At 61.0% G+C, this 21,937-nt stretch carries 23 protein-coding genes and 1 riboswitch; of the genes, 11 read left to right on the forward strand and 12 right to left on the reverse strand.

What is annotated here, in order from left to right; all coding sequences use genetic code 11:
• Positions 1-125: 125 nt before the first annotated feature.
• On the forward strand, positions 126-848 hold the full coding sequence (locus tag DW732_RS06175) for a VUT family protein (RefSeq protein ID WP_233539383.1): 723 nt from the start codon (positions 126-128) through the stop codon (positions 846-848).
• A gap of 9 nt (positions 849-857) precedes the next feature.
• On the forward strand, positions 858-1,538 hold the full coding sequence (locus DW732_RS06180; RefSeq protein ID WP_118099067.1) for an SDR family NAD(P)-dependent oxidoreductase: 681 nt from the start codon (positions 858-860) through the stop codon (positions 1,536-1,538).
• 50 nt (positions 1,539-1,588) lie between these two features.
• On the opposite strand, the gene DW732_RS06185 is transcribed toward DW732_RS06180, so the two are convergent.
• Positions 1,589-2,314, reverse strand: coding sequence for a uracil-DNA glycosylase (locus DW732_RS06185; protein WP_118099068.1), 726 nt, complete (start codon positions 2,312-2,314; stop codon positions 1,589-1,591).
• 87 nt (positions 2,315-2,401) lie between these two features.
• Complete coding sequence (locus DW732_RS06190; RefSeq protein ID WP_118099069.1) at positions 2,402-3,304, reverse strand: DMT family transporter; 903 nt, start codon at positions 3,302-3,304, stop codon at positions 2,402-2,404.
• Positions 3,305-3,462: 158 nt separating this feature from the next.
• Here DW732_RS06190 and DW732_RS06195 point away from each other — a divergent pair, with 158 nt between their 5' ends.
• Positions 3,463-4,329 (forward strand): LysR family transcriptional regulator, encoded by an 867-nt coding sequence (locus DW732_RS06195; protein WP_118099070.1) that lies wholly within the window; start codon positions 3,463-3,465, stop codon positions 4,327-4,329.
• A 27-nt stretch (positions 4,330-4,356) separates the two neighbouring features.
• On the opposite strand, the gene DW732_RS06200 is transcribed toward DW732_RS06195, so the two are convergent.
• Positions 4,357-5,739 carry an MATE family efflux transporter gene (locus DW732_RS06200; RefSeq protein ID WP_118099071.1) on the reverse strand — a complete coding sequence of 461 codons (1,383 nt, stop codon included), beginning with the start codon at positions 5,737-5,739 and terminating at the stop codon, positions 4,357-4,359.
• A 235-nt stretch (positions 5,740-5,974) separates the two neighbouring features.
• Between DW732_RS06200 and DW732_RS06205 the strand changes: the two genes are divergently transcribed.
• Positions 5,975-6,790 carry a putative RNA methyltransferase gene (locus DW732_RS06205; protein ID WP_118099072.1) on the forward strand — a complete coding sequence of 272 codons (816 nt, stop codon included), beginning with the start codon at positions 5,975-5,977 and terminating at the stop codon, positions 6,788-6,790.
• Positions 6,791-6,915: 125 nt separating this feature from the next.
• Here the strand turns inward: DW732_RS06205 and DW732_RS06210 are convergent, their stop codons facing one another.
• The gene (locus DW732_RS06210) at positions 6,916-7,317 is read right to left on the reverse strand and encodes a hypothetical protein (protein WP_118099073.1); all 402 of its coding nucleotides are present in this window, start codon (positions 7,315-7,317) and stop codon (positions 6,916-6,918) included.
• Between the two features lie 435 nt (positions 7,318-7,752).
• Here DW732_RS06210 and DW732_RS06215 point away from each other — a divergent pair, with 435 nt between their 5' ends.
• Complete coding sequence (locus DW732_RS06215; protein ID WP_117734563.1) at positions 7,753-8,457, forward strand: class I SAM-dependent methyltransferase; 705 nt, start codon at positions 7,753-7,755, stop codon at positions 8,455-8,457.
• Between the two features lie 48 nt (positions 8,458-8,505).
• On the opposite strand, the gene DW732_RS06220 is transcribed toward DW732_RS06215, so the two are convergent.
• Entirely contained in the window at positions 8,506-8,802 is a 297-nt protein-coding gene (locus DW732_RS06220; protein WP_055310006.1) for a hypothetical protein, read from the reverse strand.
• 76 nt (positions 8,803-8,878) lie between these two features.
• Between DW732_RS06220 and DW732_RS06225 the strand changes: the two genes are divergently transcribed.
• The 4 genes from DW732_RS06225 to DW732_RS06240 all read left to right on the forward strand — a co-directional run bounded on the left by DW732_RS06225 (position 8,879) and on the right by DW732_RS06240 (position 14,771).
• Positions 8,879-9,367, forward strand: coding sequence for an N-acetyltransferase (locus tag DW732_RS06225; RefSeq protein WP_117734562.1), 489 nt, complete (start codon positions 8,879-8,881; stop codon positions 9,365-9,367).
• A gap of 254 nt (positions 9,368-9,621) precedes the next feature.
• Positions 9,622-11,625 (forward strand): translation factor GTPase family protein, encoded by a 2,004-nt coding sequence (locus DW732_RS06230; RefSeq protein WP_117798950.1) that lies wholly within the window; start codon positions 9,622-9,624, stop codon positions 11,623-11,625.
• 46 nt (positions 11,626-11,671) lie between these two features.
• Positions 11,672-12,226, forward strand: a complete 555-nt coding sequence (locus tag DW732_RS06235) for a GNAT family N-acetyltransferase (protein ID WP_117743304.1) — start codon at positions 11,672-11,674, stop codon at positions 12,224-12,226.
• Positions 12,227-12,278: 52 nt separating this feature from the next.
• Positions 12,279-14,771, forward strand: a complete 2,493-nt coding sequence (locus DW732_RS06240; protein ID WP_118099074.1) for an excinuclease ABC subunit UvrA — start codon at positions 12,279-12,281, stop codon at positions 14,769-14,771.
• 29 nt (positions 14,772-14,800) lie between these two features.
• On the opposite strand, the gene DW732_RS06245 is transcribed toward DW732_RS06240, so the two are convergent.
• The 4 genes from DW732_RS06245 to DW732_RS06260 form a co-directional block, all read right to left on the reverse strand.
• A complete protein-coding gene (locus DW732_RS06245) occupies positions 14,801-15,400 on the reverse strand; it encodes a tRNA (cytidine(34)-2'-O)-methyltransferase (protein WP_117794365.1) in 600 nt (199 codons plus the stop codon).
• A gap of 99 nt (positions 15,401-15,499) precedes the next feature.
• A complete protein-coding gene (locus DW732_RS06250; RefSeq protein WP_117763684.1) occupies positions 15,500-16,630 on the reverse strand; it encodes a GTP-binding protein in 1,131 nt (376 codons plus the stop codon).
• Between the two features lie 86 nt (positions 16,631-16,716).
• Positions 16,717-17,058 carry an arsenate reductase family protein gene (locus DW732_RS06255; protein WP_055252194.1) on the reverse strand — a complete coding sequence of 114 codons (342 nt, stop codon included), beginning with the start codon at positions 17,056-17,058 and terminating at the stop codon, positions 16,717-16,719.
• A gap of 17 nt (positions 17,059-17,075) precedes the next feature.
• Positions 17,076-17,699, reverse strand: a complete 624-nt coding sequence (locus tag DW732_RS06260; RefSeq protein WP_117763685.1) for a flavodoxin family protein — start codon at positions 17,697-17,699, stop codon at positions 17,076-17,078.
• Between the two features lie 257 nt (positions 17,700-17,956).
• Between DW732_RS06260 and DW732_RS06265 the strand changes: the two genes are divergently transcribed.
• Positions 17,957-18,826, forward strand: a complete 870-nt coding sequence (locus DW732_RS06265; protein WP_117743299.1) for a patatin family protein — start codon at positions 17,957-17,959, stop codon at positions 18,824-18,826.
• Between the two features lie 100 nt (positions 18,827-18,926).
• On the opposite strand, the gene DW732_RS06270 is transcribed toward DW732_RS06265, so the two are convergent.
• From DW732_RS06270 to thiM, 3 genes are read right to left on the reverse strand one after another with little or no spacing between them, the layout of a single operon-like run.
• On the reverse strand, positions 18,927-19,622 hold the full coding sequence (locus DW732_RS06270) for a thiamine phosphate synthase (protein WP_117743298.1): 696 nt from the start codon (positions 19,620-19,622) through the stop codon (positions 18,927-18,929).
• Positions 19,619-19,960, reverse strand: a complete 342-nt coding sequence (locus DW732_RS06275; RefSeq protein ID WP_233505090.1) for a thiamine-binding protein — start codon at positions 19,958-19,960, stop codon at positions 19,619-19,621. Before DW732_RS06275 ends, DW732_RS06270 begins: the two co-directional genes overlap by 4 nt.
• Before the next feature lie 3 nt (positions 19,961-19,963).
• A complete protein-coding gene (gene thiM / locus DW732_RS06280; protein WP_117763686.1) occupies positions 19,964-20,803 on the reverse strand; it encodes a hydroxyethylthiazole kinase in 840 nt (279 codons plus the stop codon).
• A gap of 51 nt (positions 20,804-20,854) precedes the next feature.
• Positions 20,855-20,965: riboswitch (TPP riboswitch) on the reverse strand.
• A gap of 61 nt (positions 20,966-21,026) precedes the next feature.
• Here thiM and DW732_RS06285 point away from each other — a divergent pair.
• The gene (locus tag DW732_RS06285) at positions 21,027-21,935 is read left to right on the forward strand and encodes an HAD-IIB family hydrolase (protein WP_117798948.1); all 909 of its coding nucleotides are present in this window, start codon (positions 21,027-21,029) and stop codon (positions 21,933-21,935) included.
• Positions 21,936-21,937: the final 2 nt, after the last annotated feature.

Below are 21,937 nucleotides of genomic sequence, written 5' to 3' on the forward strand. Positions count from 1 at the left end.
GCGCCGCTTGCTTGCCTGCCGCCGTGTGAGCGGCTATCATACCCACCGTCGCCTCAAGACCGTGGCGGCCGAGCAGTTCGGGTCCGATATCCTGCTCGTTAAACCTAAAACCAAAGGAGTACATAATGATCAAGAAGGTCATGGAGGACTACAAGGTCCTGTTGCGGAGCATTCCCGCGGCAACGGTTTCGCTGTTTTTCGTGAGCGTTATCATGATGAACTTGCTGGCCAACAAAGAGCTTATCAGCCTGCCGTATCTGGCGCTCGACTGCGGCTTTGTGGTGAGCTGGGTTTCGTTTTTGTGCCAGGACATGATCTGCAAGCGCTTTGGCGCCAAGGCATCCATCAAAATCTCTATCCTCGCGTTGGCGGTCAACCTGGCCGTAAGCCTGTGCTTTTGGGCATGCTCGCTCACGCCCGGCATGTGGGGCGCCTACTATGACACGGGCATGATCGAGGTCAACACTGCCCTTAACGCCACCATCGGCGGCACCTGGTACGTGGTGCTGGGCTCTTCGCTGGCAATGCTCGTCTCTGCCGTGGTTAACTCCACGCTCAACCAGTCGCTCGGCCGTATGCTCAAAAAGAATAATTTTGCGAGCTTTGCCTTCCGCTCCTATGTGTCTACGGGTGTCGGCCAGTTTATCGACAACCTAGTCTTTGCCATTGTGGTGAGCCACACGTTCTTTGGTTGGACCTGGGTGCAGGTTCTTATGTGCTCGCTGACTGGCGCTGTTGCCGAGCTGCTGTGCGAGGTCTTCCTGAGCCCCGTGGGCTACAAGGTCGTGCGCAGCTGGGAGCGCGAGAATGTGGGCGCCGAGTACCTCAAGCGCCATGCAACCGCCTAAGGAGCAAGCATGCGGGTTTTGATCACGGGTGCTTCGGGTGGTATCGGAGCCGCGTGCGTGCAGCGCTTTTTGGACGAGGGCCACGAGGTCGTGGGCTTTGATCTGCTGCCGGCGGCGATCGAACACGAGCGCTACCGCCATCTGATCGTTGATGTCCGCGAGCCTGACTCGTTTCCAGGCGACCTTGAGCCACAGGTAATCGTGAACGTTGCCGGTGTGCAGGATTCGGCCGACGATATTGCCGTCAACTTGCGTGGCACCATCAACGTGACCGAGCGCTATGCCTTTGTGGGGGAGGGGCTTGCCGCCAAGCCGACACCGGCTATCAAATCCGTGGTCAATGTGGGGTCGGCGAGCGGGCATACGGGATCGGAGTTTCCCGACTATGCCGCCAGCAAGGGCGGCGTTATCGCCTACACCAAGAACCTTGCAAACCGCCTGGCGCCGCAGGCCATCGCCAACAGTGTGGACCCGGGTGGCGTGATCACGCCGCTCAACCGTTGCGTGATGGAAGACGAACACCTGTGGAGCCAGATTATGGAACTCACGCCGCTTAAGCGCTGGGCCACCGCCCAAGAGATTGCCGAATGGATCTACTTTGTGGGCGTAACCAACCGGTTTATGACCGGGCAGAGCCTGCTGATCGATGGCGGCGAGGCCGGCCGCACGCAATTTATTTGGCCCGAATAGGAAACGCGCCCGATGGAAAGCTGTCGGGCGCGTTTTTGATGTATCGATTTTTAGCCGAGGCTAGTCCAGTTAACGGGGGTCGAGCCGTGCTGTTCGAGTAACCGATTGGCAGCGGAGAAGGGACGCGACCCCATAAAAGCGGGGAGTTCTGCCGTGGCACGGTTGGCCGAAAGCGGCGAGGGGTGCGTAGAGGCCAGGCAGAACTTGTCGGTTGCCTTGCCCGCGCCGGTCGTGGCGAGCTTGCCTTCGACCATCTGCTGGGCAAAGCGGCCCCATGCCAAAAAGACTACCGGCTGGGGCAGCTGGCAGCAGCGTTCGATAATGTAGTCGGTCAGGGTACTCCAGCCCAGCTTGGCGTGCGAGTTCGCGGCATGCTCGCGCACGGTGAGCGTGGTGTTGAGGAGCAGGACGCCCTGCTGTGCCCATGGGGTTAGGTCTCCCGTGGCGGGAATGGGGCAACCCAGATCGGCTTTGAGTTCCTTATAGATGTTGCGCAGGCTCGGCGGCAACTTGGTTTGCGTCGCGGGGACCGAGAACGACAACCCCATTGCCTGGTTAGGTCCGTGATAAGGGTCTTGACCCAATATGACAACCTTGACCTGGTCGGCCGGCGTGTAGGCGAGGGCATTGAGGATGTCGTCTTGCGCCGGGTAGATGGTCTGCTCGGCACGCAAAAGGGCGATGCGCTCGAGCAGCTGGTTCGTAGTGTCACGGACCGGCTGCGGCGCATCGCCCAACCAAGTTGCTATGTTGCGGTCGCGAGTTACAGCGTCCATGGAACTCCTTTATGGCAGATGCTATGTTGGCACCTATTGTAAAGGCGTCCAGAGACCTTTATGCCGCGGCTGCATGAGGAGTGGGGTCTACGAGACGTGCTCGGGCGCTCCTGCCATACGAGTATGCCCATGTGCGCGAAGGTGCGGAAGCTCGACGGTTGCCACCATGACGCCGGTGAGGATGAGCGCTGCGCCAAAGAAGGCGATGGGGCTCAGGACCTCGCCGACCAGGAAGAACGAGAAGACGGCGGAGCAGACCGGCTCGAGCGAGAAGGCGAAGCCGGTGGTCTCGGCGGGTACGTGGGGCTGCACGAGCGTCTGGGTGATAAAGCCGTAGGCAGAGCAGATGAGTGCGAGCGCAACGACAACGACGATCTCGTTCGGCGTGCTGGGAAGCGTAAAGCCGCCAAAGGTGCATGCGGCGATGCCCGAGAACAAGCCACCGAAGCCCAGCTGCCAAACGCCCAGAGCCAGCGGATCGACTTCTTCGACAAAGCGCTTGGCTACGATAATGTGGCCGGCATAGATAAAGGCCGAGAGCAGCATGACCATCGCGCCGGGGTTCAGGCTGGTAAAGTCGGCGCCCGAGAGCAAAAGCATGCCGCAGGTGACGATGGCAGTGCCGATGAGCACCTTGCGCTCGGGGGCGCGACGCAGCAGAGCCGCGTTGGCAAACGGCACGATCACGACCGTCAGGCTCTGCAAAAAGCCGGCGGTGGAGGCGGAGGTGAGACTGGAACCCAAGCACATGCAGGTAAGCTCGGTTGCCATGATGGCGCCGATAATGGCGGAACGAATCATCACGTCGCGATTGATGCGCAGCGCGTGCTTGTGGAAGAGCAGCAGACAAGCTGCAAAGGCGATGATGCAGCGCAGCGCAACGATACTCGTGGCGTTCATGCTATCCATGCCGATCTTCATGAGGGGGTACGAAAAGCCCCATGCGACGGGAACGGAAAATGAGAGCGCGATTGCTTTTTTGCGATCCATGGGACTCCTTTTGTTACAAAACGGTTTCGTAAAAAGGATTCTGCTCCCAGATGAGGATGTAGTAAAGCGAATGTATCTTCAGTATGATTAAGAAATGCTAATGTTGACAGGAAAAACGCTAGCAAAACGTTTTACGGCTACATCGATGTGGAGGCACGATGGCATCGCGGTATCAGATTGTATGTATGGTGGTCGATTGCGGCAGTCTTAAGGGTGCGGCTGACGAGCTGGGCTATACGCAAAGCGCGGTGAGCCAGGCAGTCAAGGCGCTCGAGCGCGAGCTGGGCACCACGATTATCGAGCGCGGCAAGCAGGGCGTCTCGCTTACGCGCGACGGCAAACAGTATCTGCCGTATCTGCGCCAGATCGTAACGGCCGAGGCCGAGCTTGAGGGTAAGCGTCAGGAGTTGTTGGGGCTTTCGTCGACCGACATTCGCATTGCGACGTTTACCAACGTGAGTCGTACCGTGCTGCCGCGTGTGATCCGCGACTTTGGGGCCCTGCACCCGGGCGTGCACTTTACCCTCAAGCAGGGCGATTACACGCGCAACGCCCAGTGGGTGCACGATGGCGTAGTTGACTTTTGCTTTACGGCGCGCGGATTTACCGCTGGGCTCGAGAAGCGCGTGGTCTATCACGACGAGTTGGTGGCACTGCTGCCGGCCGCGCATCCGCTGACGGCAAAGGAAAAGGTGACACTCGCCGACCTGGCATCCGAGCCGTTTGTGCTGCTAGATGAGGGCGAACAGAGCCTGGTACTCGATGCATTCGCGGCGCATGGGCTGTCGCCGCACGTGACGAGTGAGGTGACCGACGACTACACCATCATGGCGATGGTGGAGGAGGGCCTGGGCGTGAGCATGCTCTACCGTCGTACGGTCGAGGGCATGCAAGCCGATATTCATGTGCGGCCCATCGTACATGCCCCCTCGCGTGACGTGGTGGCCGCCTGGCGCAGCTGGGACACCATGCCCATCGCCACGAGGCGCTTTATCGACTATATGAGCTCGCATATTGTCAATTAATGACCGGTGTGGCGTTGAGTGCGGTGTTTAGCGGGCTGTCGCTTTGGCTTGGGTGGCGCGATAGGTGCGTGCCGGGTGGCAAAGTAGTACCGCCACGACCATAAAGAACGCCGTGGTGCCCAGGCTGATGGGGTAGACCATCATGATGTTCGCAAAGGTGCGGAAGTGCGGGAACACGCAGAACACCCAATAGAAGCGGATACCGCAGACGCAGATCATGGTGATGAGGGCGGGCATGAGCGAGATGCCAAAGCCGCGCAGATAACCGGACATGTTCTCGTAGAACATGCTAAAGGCGTACGCCGGGAAGATCGAGCACACGCGGATATAACCGATCGAGACGATGTTGGGGTCACTGTTGAACAGTGCCAGGATCTCGCGCCCCAGACCGACGATGACGATAATCGTGGTGAGCGCAACGATGCCGCCTTCGACCAGGCAGACCTTGAGCGTCTTGGTGCAGCGGTCAATCTGGCGTGCGCCGTGGTTTTGTCCCACAAAGGTGGTGCAAGCCTGGCTAAAGCTGTTGAGCAGGTTGTAGCACACATACTCCAGGCTCATGGCGGCGCTGGATGCCGCCATGACCTCGGTGCCCAAGCTGTTGATGGCGGACTGGATGATGATGTTGGCAACGGCAAAGACGGCGCTCTGAATACCGGCGGGCAAGCCGATCTTAACGATGCGCTTGAGGGCGACGGGGTCTAAGCCTAAGTCGCGCGGGGTGACGCGGACGACGGAGTCGGTCTTGAGCAGGCGGATAAAGAGCGTAGCGGCGCTGACGGTGTAGGCGATGGCGGTGGCGATGGCGACGCCCGCGACGCCCCAGTGGAGTACGGGGACAAAGATGAGGTCCAGGCCAATGTTGAGGACGGTGGACACGGCAAGCGCCTGCAGCGGCATACGGGTGATGCCGACGGAGCGGAAGATCGCGGCCTCAAAGTTGTAGAGCAAGATCGAGGGCATGCTGAGCAAAAAGACGCGCAGGTAGAGCGAAGCGAGCGGCATGGTTTCGGCAGGAACGTTGAGCGCGGCGAGCATGGGCTCGGCAAAGATCTCGCCCAGCGCGATGACGACAAAGCCCACGAGCGCCATTAAAACCGAGGTATGGACGGCACGTTTGACCATGTTCTGATCGTTGCGGCCGATAGCGTTGGCGATGACCACATTTGAGCCAAGCGACATGCCGATAAACAGGTTGAGCATAAGACTGGTAAGCGGAACATTGGAGCCGACCGCTGCCATGGCAAGGGTTCCCTGGTCGCCCGAGAAGTTGCCGATGATGACCGTGGCGATGAGGTTCGATAGCTGTTCCAAGATGCTCGTGGCGGCCACGGGGAAGGCGAACAGGGGAATATTGCGCCACAGCGAGCCGGTGGTCATGTCAATGTGCTTAGATGCGGTGTCTGCCATACGCTCTCAATCTCTAACATGCTCATTCGTGCTTATTTGCGCAGACGATGATACTCCTAATCGACTAGTCGGCACTTAGGGACGTTCCTTTTCTGCCGGCAGTTGGGGACACTCCTTCAGACTAGTCATTGGGGACGTTCTTAAATGACTAGTCGAACAAGAACGTCCCCAATGACGAGGCGGGGGAGGCGTGCGACAATGGTGGGCGTTGTGTTGTTCGCGCTAAGGAGTTGCCATGTTGTTGTGTCCCGTTTGCCATGAGCCGTTGGTGGACGACGAGCGCGGTGCTGCATGCGCGGGCGGACACCGGTTTGACCGTGCGCGCGAGGGCTATCTATATTTGCTGCGCTCGTCCAAGAGCGGCGACTCCATGGGCGATCCCAAGTCGCAGGCGCGCAGTCGTCGCGACTTTCTTAACCGCGGTTACTACGCGCCGTTGCGCGATGCGATGGTCGAGCTGGTGCGCAAGCAGGTGTCTGGACGTGCAACGTCTGCGAATGGCCCCATGACGCTGCTCGATATTTGCTGCGGCGAGGGCTACTACACCAGTGCCATGGGTGCGGTGCCGGGCGTGGATGTTTACGGTTTCGACCTGGGCAAAGAGATGGTGCGCCTGGCCGCCAAGCGCGGCGATGCGACCTATTTTGTGGCCAACATGAAGGATATCCCCGTGGCCGATGGCGCCTTCGATATGGTGACCGAGCTCTTTGCTCCCTTTAACGAGCGCGAGTTTGCTCGCGTGCTGGTGCCCGAGGGCTCGCTCTACACCGTGGTGCCGGGTGCCCATCACCTGTTTGGGCTCAAGGAGGTGCTCTACGACAGGCCATACCTCAATGACGAGAAGCTGCCGAAGACTACCGAACTCGAGTTGGTCGGAACGCAGCGGGTGTCTGCGAACATTACGCTCCAGACCCAGGCCGACATCGAGGCGGTGTTCCAGATGACGCCGTACTACTACCGCACGCGCCCCGCCGACAAAGCACGCCTGGCAAACCTCGATACCCTTCAGACCGACATCGACTTCATCATCGCCGAGTACCGCCACAGCTAACCTACAAAAAAGGGACAGGTTTATTTTGGCGGGTTTTATCTAGGCAAACGTAAAGGGCCGACCGCGTTGCTGCGCGATCGGCCCTTTTTAGTTGCTTGGCTGCAGAGGTTATGAGAAGCGAGCGCTTACAGACGGTCCTTGTTTTCGGCATTAACGGCGCGCGCCTGCTGAATAAAGAACAGGTCGTAGACCACGATGACAAAGGCGCCGATATTGACGGCGCTGCCGCCGAGCGCGGGAAGGGTAAGCACAGCCTGGACGAGCGTAGCGACCGCGGCAACGATACCGAGCTTAAACGCGCCATCCACCTGCGAAGGCTTGTTGGCACCCTTGATGCCCGCAACACCTGCGGCAAGATCGACAACGCCCTTGATAATCACAACGACAGCAGCGAGTATGGCGTTCGATCCGTAGATGGATTCAAATTTGCCGGTCGCGATGCCGGCGATTCCGATGACGAGGCTGGCGATGCCCAAAACAAAATAGATGAGGGCAAGGATTTTGAGTGTCTTGCGCGCGGCGCTCATAGGTAGTCCTTTCGATTCGGGCGCTGCCAGTCTGGCGCGTCCCATAAGCTGCACATATCGTGAAGCACATTGTAGTTCAACGTGACGGCGTGTGTGCTAGAAAGCGCTTCTCGCCTGTGCAGAGCAATCTTTCAAAAAGGAAAGCTGGACGTAAGCCAAATCGATGGCAGCACATGTGTGGCGCTGCGATGATGAGGTCGTGACAAGGAGTTGGTCTAAGGAGGAGCCATGATGTACGGAACAGGGCAAGTGCGCGAGCCGCGGTCGTTGGGAAGGCGCATGAGTGATTCTGTGATCGCTGCCGTATGCACGGGATTGATGGCGGTGCTTTGCATTGGGATGCTGTGGGCCATGTCGCATGTGGGACAATAGCGGACGGTTGAGTGCCGACAGGGGCGGCGCTCACGTATTCATTTTGCTTGTAAAGGAGTGCCCATGGGCGTCGTCGATCCCTTTTCTGTTGCTCGGGCCGCGGGGCTTGAGCTGACCGGGAAGCCCGAGGGCCTCACGCTCACCGACGGCGCGATGGAGCTGCGTGCCGATTTTGCCCGCATGCTTCCACGGCTCAAGCAGGGCCGTCTGCAGCAAGAGCTGCTGGTGAAGGCTGCGCGCACAAAAGGCATCGAGCAGCCATGGGCGATTGACGCCACGGCAGGCTTTGGCGAGGATTCGCTGCTGCTGGCCGCCACGGGCTTTACCGTCGATCTGTATGAACAGGATTGCGTGATTGCGGCATTGCTCAAGGATGCCTTGGACCGCGCGGCGGATGATCCGGCGCTTGCGGCTGCCGTGGCACGCATGCGCTTGCATGCGGGCGAGGACAGCATTGCCGGCCTTCGCCATACGGCTGAGCTGGTCGAGCGCGGTGAGCTCGCGGCTCCCGATGTGGTGTATTTGGACCCCATGTTTCCCGAGCGCACCAAGAGCGCGGCGGTTAAAAAGAAGTTCCAGCTCTTGCACCATTTGGAGCAGCCGTGTGCCGATGAGGAGACGCTGGTCGAGGCTGCTCTTGCGTCGTGCCCGCGCAAGGTTGTTATCAAGCGGCCAGTGAAGGGGCCGCTGCTTGCCGGTGTTAAGCCGAGCTATCAGCTTGCGGGCAAGGCCGTTCGCTACGATGTTTTGGTGCCGCCGCGCCCGTAGCTTGCGTGCGATGGTTGGCGCTCCGTCAGTGCCGTGCCGATGCGGCGTCTATTTCCATGGATGCGACGTCAGATGCCAGCCGCCGCAGTACTCGCATTTGTAGCAGGCCAGCCCGCGGCGTCCGCGGTTTTCGCAGTCAGCCATAACTGCCTCGGCCTCGGCGCGCGTGTCGTAACGGTTTTTTCGCTCGCACGACTTGTAGCGCCAGGCCTCATCTCGCTCGGCGTCCAGGGCGTCGCGGCGCTCATCCTCGCGCGCAAACAGGTCGCTCATATCGCCGCCCGTAGCAGCGCCCAAAAACTCGCTTTTGGCCTTTGACCAGGCGGCTCGCTTTTTGCTCCCCATCTGCTTCGTGTCCTTTCCAAACGCTGGTATCATTGCTCAATCAAAGTGATACCAATAAACGTGAGGTCGCCGCGTGATGATCAGAAAAACCCTCGATACCGACATTCCTGCCGTCATGGCCATCTATGACGTCGCCCGCGCCTTTATGCGCGCGCATGGCAACGCCACGCAGTGGCCCGAGGGCACGCCTTCGGCCGAGCAGCTGACTGCCGATATCGCCGCCGGCGGCAGCTATGTGTGCGAAGTCGACGGTCGCGTGGTGGCGACGTTTGCCTTTTTGCCGGGCCCGGACGAGTGCTATGACGTCATCGAGGACGGTCAGTGGCGTAGCGACACTCCGTACGCCGTGCTGCACCGCGTGGCGTCCGACGGCACCGTGCACGGTATCGCGGCCGCGATGTTTGCCTTTGCCAAGGAGCGTGCCGACCATCTGCGTATCGATACGCACGCGGACAACCTGCCCATGCAGGGTGCGAGCATGAAGGCGGGGTTCGAGCGCGCCGGAGTCGTGTATGTGTCGGACGGCACGCCGCGTGTTGCGTTCGACTGGCTGCGCGAGGCATAAGAGCGAGGACGCGTATCAACAATCCATGTACATGAAAATGGCCCCGGGCGGGGCCATTTTCGTTCGATGCGCTGTTTTGCAAGCCGGCTTTCGCAAGGCGCGAACCTGCGAAAATCGCCGCGCGGCAACGCGGGGCGATGAGCTCGGTCGGGGGATAGGGCCCGCTTCGCCCGCCGGCCCGTAAATTGTATCATCCAGTGTGGAACGAGGGTGCCCGTTGCCACGTGCGATGGGCTTGCAATAAGAGGAGAGCCATGTCGAAGCAAGCGGTCGTTGGAATCTTGGCGCATGTCGATGCCGGCAAGACTACGCTGGCCGAGGCCATGCTGTTCAACGCAGGTCGCATTCGCAAGCGCGGCCGTGTGGACGACGGCGACTCGCACCTGGATACCAACGCTATCGAACGCGAGCGCGGCATCACGATTTTCTCGTCGCAGGCCGTGCTCGACCACGGAGATGCCCACGTCATGCTCGTGGATGCACCGGGGCATGTCGATTTTTCTGCCGAGGCAGAGCGCACATTGCGCGCGCTCGACTACGCGATTTTGGTTGTGGGCGCCAACGACGGCGTGCAGGGACACACCGAAACCCTGTGGCGCCTGCTTGCGCGCTATGACATCCCGACGTTCGTCTTTATCAACAAAATTGATTTAGAGAATCCCGGCCGCGATGTTTTGCTGGCGCAACTTGGGCAGCGTCTTTCCGAGGGCTGCCTGGATGCCAGCGAACTGCTGGCGGGCGGTGCCGCTTGGGAGGACGCTGCCGCGTTGGACGAGGCGGCGCTCGAGGAGTTTCTTGAGACGGGTGAGCTTTCCGTTGCAACGCTGTCGCGCATGGTTGCCGAGCGCAGGCTCTTTCCCTGCTTTGCCGGCTCGGCGCTCAAGGACCAAGGCGTGGGCGAGCTGCTGGATGGCATGTGTACACTGATGCGTGAACAGGCGTGGGCCCCGGAGTTCGCCGCGCGTGTCTATCGTGTCAGCCGAGGCGTTCGTGGCGAGCGCTTGGCTTGGGTTAAAGTGACCGGCGGCGCGCTACGTGCAAAACAGATGATCGAGGGGCGCTCCGGTGCCGAGGTATGGGGGCAGAAAGTCGATCAGGTGCGCATCTATAACGGAGAGAAGTACGAGCTCGCCCAGGAAGTTGCTGCTGGCGGTATTTGTGCCGTGACGGGTCTTGCGCACGTTCGCCCGGGGGATGCCTTGGGTGCGGAGCCCGGGTGCGATGCACCCGTCATTGCGCCGGTCCTCACCTATACGGTGCTACCGGGCGAACATGATGTCCATGCGGTGTTTAAAGCGCTGATCGAGCTGGCGGACGAAGACCCCATGCTCGGCGTAAGCTGGAACACGCATCTTGAGCAGATTCACTTGCAGTTGATGGGCGCCGTGCAGCTTGAAGTCGTGCAGCGGGTGTTGGCCGATCGCTTTGGCCTTGCGGTCGAGTTTGAGCCTGGCGGCATTCTCTATAAGGAGACTATTTCGCAGCCGGTCGAGGGCGTGGGCCACTTTGAGCCACTGCGCCACTATGCCGAGGTGCATCTGCGCCTGGAGCCGTTGCCAGCGGGTTCGGGCGTGCAGTTTGGGACCGTGACCTCGACCGACGAGCTCGATCTTAACTGGCAGCGTTTGGCACTCACCAACGCCATGGAGCGCGATCACCTGGGCGTGCTGACCGGCTCGCCCATCACCGATGTGCGCATTGCGCTCACGGGCGGCCGTGCGCATGCCAAACATACCGAGGGCGGCGATTTTCGCCAGGCCACGTACCGCGCGATTCGCCAGGGTTTGATGCAGGCGCGTGAGGCCGGCGCGGCGGTGCTGTTGGAGCCGTGGTACCACTTTGAGCTCGAGGTGCCGGGGGAGTGCGTGGGCAGGGCGTTGTCAGACGCTACGCGCATGGGTGCCGAGTACGAGCCGCCGACGATAACAGGCGACCGGGCGAAGCTTGTGGGTCGCGTGCCGGCATCCGAAGTGCAGGATTATGCGCTGGAGGTGGCTGCCTACACGAGCGGTCGCGGTCATCTGTACCTGGAGTTCGCCGGCTATTCGGCTTGCCATGATGCCGAGCGCGTAATCGAGACGGCCGCCTATGAGCCCGAGGCCGATCTGCCCAACACGCCCGACTCGGTCTTTTGCTCTCACGGCGCCGGTTACACGGTCAAATGGTACGACGTGCCCGCCGCGGCGCACGTAAAGGTCGATCCCGCCACCTTCCGTCCCTATCGCCCCGCCGACGCGGAATTTTTCGGCTACATGTGACAAAGGGACAGTCCCTTTGTCACATCGATAATTGAGAGGTTGAAACGTGGTGATTCATACTGAGCGCTTGGTGCTTCGTCCGTGGCGCGAGACGGATGCGGCGAGCCTGTTTGCATACGCGAGCGACCCGGACGTGGGGCCGGCTGCGGGCTGGCCACCCCATCGAAGCATTGAGGAAAGCAGAGAGATCATTCAGACGGTCTTTACGGCGCCCCATACCTTTGCCATTTGCCTGCCCGAGACAGACGAGCCCGTGGGCAGCATTGGACTCATGCCGCCGCGCTGCGAATCGAACGGCCAAAGCGTTGGACTTGAGCTCGAGGTGGGGTATTGGATCGCCAAGCCGTTTTGGGGTCGAGGCTTTGCTCCGGAAGCAGTGCGAGCTATGCAACGCTATGCGTTTGAAACGCTTGGCTGCAAGGCGCTTTGGTGCGGATACTATGAGGGCAATAACAAGTCGTTACGCGTCCAACAAAAATGTGGGTTCGTGCCACATCACGTTGAGCGCGACGTGCCCTGCGAGCTTATGGGCGATGTGCGTACCGAGTACTTTACCTATTTGACCTGCGAAGACTGGCGCGGGCGAGCACAGTGCGAGTAACGTGACAAAGGGACAGTCCCTTTGCCACGTTCGGCTAACAGGAAGGGGAGCGATGACGGTGTCGCAACAACCAAGTGCTATCGAGGTACGTGGCGCACGTGTCCATAACCTTAAGGACATCGATATCGATATTCCGCTGGGAAAGCTGGTGGGTATTGCCGGCGTATCGGGTTCGGGCAAGAGCTCGCTGGCGCTGGGGGTTCTTTATGCCGAGGGCTCGCGTCGCTACTTGGAGGCGCTCAGCACCTATACTCGACGTCGCCTGACGCAAGCCGAGCACGCCCAGGTGGACGAGGTGCTGCACGTGCCGGCGGCGCTCGCATTGCATCAGCGCCCCAGCGTGCCGGGCGTGCGCTCGACCTTTGGCACCATGACCGAGCTCAACAACAGCCTGCGTCTGCTCTTTAGCCGCTGTGCCCATCACGTTTGCCCGCACTGCGGGGCGCGCGTGGAGCCGAGCCTTAACGTCGCCGCGGGCCTGTCGCTCACGTGCCCCGCATGCGGCCGTGAATTCTACGCGCCGAGTGCCGAGGACCTTGCCTTTAACAGCGGCGGCGCGTGTCCTACCTGCGGCGGTACCGGCGTCATGCGCGAGGTGGACGAGGCGAGCCTGGTGCCCGACGAGTCAAAGACTATCAACGAGGGCGCGGTGCTTCCTTGGGGCACACTCATGTGGGATCTGATGAAGCAGGTAGCCGGCGAGATGGGCGTGCGTACCGACGTGCCGTTTAGCCAGCTCACGCCCGCCGAACGCGACATCGTGTTCCATGGTCCGGCGGTTAAAAAGCACATTCTCTACGTTCCCAAAAACGGTGAGGGTGCCACGCCGCTCGACTTTACCTATTACAACGCCGTCTATACCGTTGAGAATGCGCTCGCCAAGGTTAAGGACGACAAGGGGCTCAAGCGCGTTGCACGCTTTTTGCACGAGGGGCCGTGCCGCGACTGCGGAGGCACGCGTCTTTCCGAGGCCGCGCGCCAGTCTCAGGTGCGCGGTATCAATCTGGCGCAGGCGGCGGCCATGACGCTGGGCGAGGCGATTGAGTGGGTGCGTGGGGTGCCCGCATCCTTGCCGACCGAGATGCGGCCCATGGCGACGGACATCTGCGATTCGTTTTTGAGTACGGCTCGCCGCCTGATCGATCTGGGCCTCGATTACCTTTCGCTCGACCGCGCCGGTGCCACGCTGTCTACGGGTGAGCGCCAGCGCGTGCAGCTTGCCCGCGTGGTGCGCAACCGATCGACGGGCGTGCTGTATGTGCTGGACGAGCCTTCGATCGGCTTGCATCCTGCCAATGTCGACGGCTTGGTGGACGTGATGCGCGATCTGGTGGACGACGGCAACACCGTGGTTGTTGTCGACCACGACACGCGCGTACTGGCGGAAGCCGACTATCTGGTCGAGATGGGCCCCGTTGCTGGAGCAGGCGGCGGTCATGTAATCGCCGCCGGTACGGTGGGTGAGGTCGAACAATCGCAGGACAGCCGCATCGCCCCGTTTTTGCGCGCAGAGCCCAAGCGTCTGCGCCCGCAGGTGGCTGACGACGAAATGTTCGACCAAGGCCATATCCGCATAGCGACCGGTGCCATCCATACCGTCAAACCACTCGAAGTCGATATCCCGCGCGGCCGCCTTGTCGCGGTGACGGGCGTTTCGGGTTCGGGCAAGACGACGCTGGTGCTCGAGACGCTCATCCCGGCACTCAAGGCGCAGGCGGCCGGCGAGCGCCTGCCCAGACGCGTGCGTTGGGTCGATGCCGAGGGTATCGCGCGCGCCAACCTGATTGACGCCACGCCCATCGGCGCCAACGTGCGCTCGACGGTGGCGACCTATGCCGACATCCACGATGAGCTGCGCCGTGCCTTCGCCCGCACGCCCGAGGCCAAGGCGGCGGGGTATAAGGCGGGTGCCTTTAGCTACAACACCGGCGCTTTGCGTTGCCCTACGTGCGATGGCACGGGATCGATATCGCTTGACGTGCAGTTTTTGCCCGATGTCGAGATCGTCTGCCCTGCATGCCGTGGCTCGCGTTATGCAGACGCAGCATCACATGTCCATCGCGAGGGAAAGGACGGCAGCCTGCTTACGTTGCCGCAACTTATGGATATGAGCGTGGATGAGGCCCTCGACGCGACCGTCGGACTCAAGAAAGTTCAGGCACGCCTGCAGACGCTTCACGATCTGGGGCTGGGATACCTGACACTTGGCGAGCCCACACCGGCGCTTTCGGGCGGCGAGGCGCAGCGCCTTAAGCTCGCGAGCGAGATGGGCCGCGTGCAGGATGATGCCGTATTCGTATTTGACGAGCCCACGATCGGCCTGCATCCGCTCGATGTTCAGGTGCTGTTGAACGTGTTTGACGGCCTCGTTGCCAAGGGCGCCACGGTTATCGTGATCGAACACGATCTCGACCTTATCCGTAACGCCGACTACGTGATCGACATGGGCCCGGGCGGTGGCGACGCCGGCGGGCAAATCGTCTGCGCCGGCACGCCGGACGACATCGCGGCCTGCCCCAAGAGCATCACCGGTCGCTACCTATAACCGAATGTGACAAAGGAACAGTTCCTTTGTCACATTCCCGGAAAGCCTGTTTGGCGCAGGGCCTCGTAGAGGACGATGGCGGCGCTGTTGGAGAGGTTGAGTGCACTAATGCGGTAGTCGGCCGGGTCGATAAAGTTGCCGCAGATATCCTGCCGAAGGATGGCTTCGTGGCTGTCCTCGGTATGTCCGAGCGCCTCCTCGTGGGCTTCCCAAGCCTCGGCGTTATCGAGTGAGTCGCAATCGCGCAGCATCGGGATGCGCTCACAGCGCTCGGGCGCCGCGGCAAGCAGTGGCTCGGGAATCCCCGAGCTCTCACTGCCAAAGACCAGATAGTCACCGTCGCGGTAGGTGCTTTGCGCATAGGTGCGGCGCGCCTTTTTGGTCAGCAGGTGCAGGCGTTCGTCGGCGGGGGAGAGGTCGTTGCGCGTAAGGAAATCCTCCCAGCCGGCATAGATCGTCACGTCCAAGTTTTGCCAGTAGCCCAGGCCGGCGCGACGTACCGTCTTGTCGTCGAGCGAAAAGCCCAGCGGCTCCACCAGGTGCAGGCGGGTACCGGTGACCACGCAGGTGCGGCCGATATTGCCCGTATTGGCCGGAATCTCGGGCGCGTACAGCACGATATTGAACATGAATCTCCTTGGCTCAGAATGAAAAACCACCACGAAGGGGACAGGCACCTTCGTGGTGGTTTGGCGGTAACGTGGGCGGTAAATGCCCGCTCGATAACTCTAGGCGCGGTGCCAGTCGGTCAGGCAGGCATCGAGGGCGGCGATGAGCGCGTCCTTGTCCATGTGACGGCCGATGATGCACAGGCTCGTCATGCGATCGCCCGTCTCGTCGTCCCAAATCTGCATGATCTCGGGGTTCTCGTCGATAATCTTCTGCTTCTCATCCTCGGGTGCAGAATCGACAAACAGACCGTTCTCCATCAGGCGCATCTGGTGGCCGGCCTGCTCAAACATGTAGCACATGTCCGGATCGCCGGTCTGCCACAGCGGGCCCTTGACGCGAATGACCTCGTCGGGCCACTCCTGCTCGACAAAATCGGTGAACTTCTGCAGGTCAAATGGCTTGCGGCGCGAGTACACAAAGGTCTCGATGTCGTACTCGAGCACCTCGGGGTCGTCGTGCTCCTCGGGATGCTCCATGGCCTCGATCCAGGCGGCGGAGTTGTAGGCGCGCATAAAGTCGAAGCGGTCGGTGTCGAGCAGCTCCTCCATGGGGACCTCGCCGTTTTGGGCCTCGACAATCACGGCGTCCTTCTGCAGGCTGCGCACGATGGCCTTGAGCTCGGCGATCTGCTCAGGCGTCACGGTGTCGGTCTTGTTGAGGACCAGCGTGGAGCAGAATTCGATCTGCTGGATGAGCAGACTCTCGATGTCGTCCTCGTCGATATCCTCGGCTAGCAGGTCGCGACCGCCGTTGAACTCGTCGTACATGCGGGCGCAGTCGACCACAGCCACGATGTTGTCGAGCGCAAGCTTGGGCTCGCCGCTCACCTTGGCCTCGTCGCAGAAGCTCGAGATGGTGTAGGCGATGGGGATAGGCTCGCAAATCCCCGAAGCCTCGATGATGATGTAGTCGAACTTGCCCGAATCGGCGATGCCCTGCAGCTGGTTGGCCAGGTCGTCCGAAAGCGTGCAGCAGATGCAGCCGTTGGTGAGCGGGATAAGGTCGTCGGTCTCGGAAAGGCCGCCGTCGGCGATGAGGCTGGCGTCGACGTTGATCTCGCCGATATCGTTGACGATCACGGCAGCGCGGATGCCACCGTCGTTGGCGAGGATGTGGTTGAGCAGCGTGGTCTTGCCGGCACCGAGGTATCCGGTAAGCATGATGATCTTCACGGGTTTGTTGGGCATGTGCCCTCCTTTGTTAGACATGGCTTACAGCTGAATCTTATGCCAAACGCCTGCTCTTATACCCACGCACGGGCAAATAACACAGGCTACTCCCAGGCTCCCCATACGTCGGGACAATAGCCGACGGTGGCCTTTTTGCCGTTGCGCACGATGGGTTCGGCCAGAACCTGCTGGTTCTCGAGCAGCTTATCAAAGCGCTGACTGGGGGTGAGATGCTGGATGAGCGCGAGCGTCTCCTCGTCCTTGGCTTTGGGGTTGAGCAGCTTGTCGATGCCGCCGACCGCCTGCATCACGCTCGTGAGCTCGCCCTTGCTCATCTCCTTTTCCTTAAGGTCGATAAACTGCACCTTAATGCGGCGCTCCTTAAAATAGCGCTGGGCCTTCTTGGTATCGAAGGACTTTTTGGTACCGAAGATCTGCACGTTCATTGTTTGGTTCCGCCGTTCTACCTGATGAAGTTGGTCCTAGCGCGATCGGCCTGGGGGGCTTCGATGCCGGCGGCCTTTCCCGCCTCGATGCAACGCAGTAGCCAGGCCATGTTATTGCCGATGTTTCGCATGGTGGCGAGGCCCTCGGCGTCTTGGGTGGCCTCACCCGGCATGGCACCAAAGACGTTGTTCCAGTAGGTGGATGCTACCACGGGCATCTGGTTGATGGTGAAGTACTTGTTGAGCACGTCGAAGGTGGTCGACGTGCCGCCGCGGCGGGCAACGGCGACAGCGGCGCCCGGCTTGTGCGCAAAGGCCTTGCTGCCTGCATAGAATGCGCGGTCGAGTGCCGAGAGGATGCGTCCGCTGGGATGTGCGTAGTAGACGGGCGAGCCAAAGACAAAGCCGTCTGCCTGCTCGGCAGCGGCAATCAGCTCGTTGACCACATCGTCGTCAAAGGTGCAACGGCAATCGAGCTTGCCGCACTGGCCGCAACCGATGCAATCGCGAATAGGCTTGGCGCCCAGCTGAAACATCTCGGCCTCGATGCCCTCGGCGTTGAGCTGCTCGGCGACCTCGGCGAGTGCGCGGGCCGTGTTGCCGTTTGCCTTGGGGCTGCCATTGACCAAAAGAACCTTCATCACAAACTCCATCTGCTATCGGTGAATTCTGCTGAGAATTATCTCACGTTGTGTGCGACGGCGTTGGCACGGTGCAGGCGATGTTTATTTCGCAACGTTCTTAAGGGCGTTCATGCCCAAGGCCATCTAGGGGCATTGCGGTGCGGCATGGGGATACATCGGGAAACGTTCGATAAATGCTTATAAACACGTTTTTGACGGCATACGTTGACAGATATACTTGTTTAGTTCAAAAGCATGAGAACGGAGATGGTTGCATGGCACAGCCAGATACGACGCGCACGGTGGGGCTTGCGCTCGAGGGAGGCGGCTACCGTGGTATGTATACGGCGGGCGTGCTCGACGTATGGATGGAGCACGGCTTGACCTGCGACCATATGGTGGGAGTCTCGGCGGGCGCGGCGTTTGGCTACAACTTTAAATCGCGCCAGATCGGCCGCGCCATTCGCTACAACAAGGCCTATTGCGCCGACAAGCGCTATGCGAGCGTGACGAGCTGGTTGCGAACCGGCGATATGTTCAATGCCGAGTTTGCCTATCATGAGGTACCCATCGAGCGCGATCCCATCGATCTGGAGGCATATCGCGCCTGCCCCATGCGGTTTACGTGCGTATGTACCGATCTTAAGACGGGGCAGGCCGTCTACCATGACCTGCCCTATGGCGACGAGCGCGATATTGAGTGGATCCGGGCGTCGTCGGCGATTCCCGTAGCGACGCGTCCTGTTGCCATCGAGGGTCGTAAGTACTTGGATGGCGGTGTTGCCGATTCCATTCCCAGCACTTGGCTGTTTGAGCAGGGTTATGACCGCAACGTGGTGGTGCTGACGCAGCCGGCGGGCTTTGTAAAGCAACCCAATAGCGTGATGCCCATGCTGCGTCGCGTGTATCGTCACTATCCGGAGTTTGTCGCGGCTCTTGAGCATCGGCACGAGGTCTACAATGCCACGCTCGATGACCTGGCGCGCCGCGAAGCCGCTGGCGAGATCTTTGTGGTGCGGCCGAGCGAATCGGTGAAGGTGCCGTCGCTGTGCCGCGAGCCCGATGAGCTCGAGCGCATCTATCAGATCGGCCGTCGCGATGCGGAGGCGACGCTGCCGGCGCTGGAAGCGTATCTGGCGGGGTAGGGGCCACGGCGGAAAGCGCATCCCAAAATGGACGTCCAAACTGGGATGCGCTTTCCGCTATTGAAGATATGGGGCTGCGGAGCAGCTGCTTGGCATGGGCCTATGCCTGCTGCCAGGTATCGACGAGCTCCTTGGCTGCGGCGTAGGGGTCGTCGGCACTGCAGACGGCGCTCACCACAAAGAAGCCGTCGACGCCGGTGGTCTTGAGCTGCGGAAGATCGGCCGTTTTGACGCCGCCGCCCACCACGATGGGCACGGGGCTTGCCGCATGGAGGGCAGCCAGGTCCTCAAAGCTCTTGGTGATGATGGAGCCGTCGGCAGCACGTCCGCAGTCGCGCTTGGTCTCGGTCTCGTGGAGCGGGCCTACGCCCAGGTAATCGACCAGGCTCATGTCGGCGGTCTTGACGTACTCGAGCATCTCCTCGCAGCGGGCCGAAAGGCCCACGATGGCATCTGGGCCCAAAAGTTTGCGGCAGACCTCGACGGGGATGTCGCTCTGGCCAACATGCACGCCGTCGACAGCGATGCCCTGCTCGCGTGCGGCGAGTACGCAGTCAAGACGGTCATCGATCAGCAGAGCGACCTGTCCGGTTTTGCCGGCCTGAGCGATGGCCTGTGCGGCATCGCCCGTCAGTGCGATGATCTCGCGGGCACTTGCCACCTTGGAGCGCACCTGGATGCAGGTAAAGCCGGCATCGAGCGCCTGGGTCACCACATCGCTCACGGGGCGTCCGAGGGTGTTTTCGGGGCCGAGTACCAGGTAGGCCGAGATATCAAGGTTGTCGCGGATGCTCATCGTGCTTCCTCCTGCTTTTTGATCTGCGCTTCCATGCGCTCGAGTTTGCCGGTCATGGTGTCGGTAAATCCGGGTCGAATATCGGCTTTGAGCACGACTTCGGTGCGGATGCCCTTGCTCGCCAACACGAAGGTCGCGTCGCGCACGACCTGCATGACCTCGTCCCAGTCGCCCTCGATCTCGGTGAACATCGAGGTGGTGCGGTTGGGAAGGCCGCTCTCGCGAATGACGTGTACGACCTCGGCGACTTCGGCAGATAGCTCGTCGCCGGTGCCGCACGGGGCGATGGCCACAGCGACGAGTGTGTTCATGCCGGCATTGGTTGCGGGCTTGGACATGGCTTATGCCTCCTCGAGCTCGAGTTGGTTATCGGCAATGTCCTGGGCGGTTGCGAGGTAGAGCTCGTCGATAAAGGCGACCTTAAAGCTTGCCGGGGCATCGGCGACGGCGGCGGCACGCGTGCCGGCAACGTTGTAGACGGCGGTGCCGCAGATGGCCGCCGTAAACGGGTCGGTGGCGCAGGCGTACACGGCCAGCACGCCGCCCTGCGAACAGCCGCAGCCGGTGATCTTGGACATGAGTGGGCTGCCGCCGTGGGACTTGGCAACGGTCGTGCCGTCGGTAATCAGGTCGACTTCGCCCGAGACCACTACGGCGCCGCCGGTGTAGCGGGCGAGCGCCACGGCGGCATCACGGGCGGCGTCTACCGTGTCGGTGGTATCGACGCCACGCACGCGGCTCAGATCGGCCGCTTCGCCCTCAAGGCCCCACAGACCGGCGAGCGCGATAATCTCGGAGGCATTGCCGCGCACGATGGCGGGCTTGTACTGCTTGAGTTCGTTTACCAGTTGGGTGCGCAGGCTGCCGATGCCCAGGCCCACCGGATCGAGCACCCAGGGCTTGCCGGCGTCATGTGCCGCCTTGGCCGCGCGGGGAATCGTCTGCTCGTAGATGGGGAAGAGCGTGCCCATGTTCAGATAGATGGCGCCGCCGCCGGCAACGAGTGCCTCGCCCTCGTCGGGCAGATAGACCATGGCGGCCGAACCGCCCACGGCGAGCTGCGCGTTGGCGACAAAGTCAATCGTTACCGTGTTGGTGATGGAGCCGGCCATGGGATTGGTGGCACGAATCTCCTCCACGGCCTTGACCACGTTTTGCTTAAGCTGTTCCGAATCGATCACTGCACATGCCTCCTTGGCATAGAAAAGGGGCGCTGTGCATAGACAGCGCCCCTAAAAAGGCGGCATGCTCCCTACGCCAGCATTAACTGACAGGTTCAAAGGATTGGGCCCCATGCCCTCTCAGCCTTGTGGTTTGCACCGCCGGCACTCCCGCATCGAATCTGTTGTTCCCTATACTAGCGCATCGGTACAATGGTTAGGATGAAAACGACTGGGGGACCTTATGATCAAACTCGTGCTGACCGATATGGACGATACGCTGATTCCGGCCGGGCATGACGGCGCCAGCGACTATGCCATCGAGGGCATTCATGCCATGCAGGCGGCGGGTCTGCACTTTGGTCCGGTTTCGGGTCGCCAACCGTCTGCGATGGGCTGGATGTTTAAAAATCATTCCGAGTGTTTTTCGACCGGTGCATTCTGCAACGGCCAGGTCATGTTTGTCGATGGCGAAGTGGTCGCCTCGCGTGCGACCGATAACGATGCGCTTATGCGCTTGGCCGCCTATCTGGAAGAAGAAACCGACGATACCTATCTGAAGGTATACAGCTTGGGTGATGGCTTTTGGGATAACGATGCCTATTGCGTGACACGTGATGCCGAGCGTGTGCGCCGCGCTATGGAATCGGGCGGCAATGCGTGGCTCAAGGGCGAAGAGGCCCCGTGCCGCCCTGTCGTCGATGATGCGCCGGTGTTCAAGGCGAATATCTGGAGCGCCCGTTCGCGTGAGGAACTCGCGGAGCTACGCGAGCACGTTGCCGCCGAGGTGCCGGAGCTCTCGCTTGTGTTTCCCAACAACCGTGTGCGCCTGTTCGACATCCTTCCGGCTGGTTGGGACAAGGGCTGCGCTGCGCTGGAGCTGGCGCGCGCTTTGGGCCTAACGCCCGACGAGGTGGCCGTATTTGGCGATTCCGATAACGACCTGCCCATGATCGATGCCGTTCCCAACTCCGTTGCGGTCGCCAATGCCAACGAGGCCGTCACGGCTGCCGCACGCTGGCATATCGGCGCTGCGGCAGATGATGCGGTTGCCGCAGCGCTGCATCAGATTGCCGCCTGCGCCGCGACGGGTGAGATGCCGTCATTTATGCGTCAGATGAACGCGGCAGACTTCGGCATCGCGAACGTCTAGGG

Origin of the sequence: Collinsella sp. AM28-11LB (assembly GCF_003469895.1) — a bacterium.
Classification (GTDB): domain Bacteria; phylum Actinomycetota; class Coriobacteriia; order Coriobacteriales; family Coriobacteriaceae; genus Collinsella.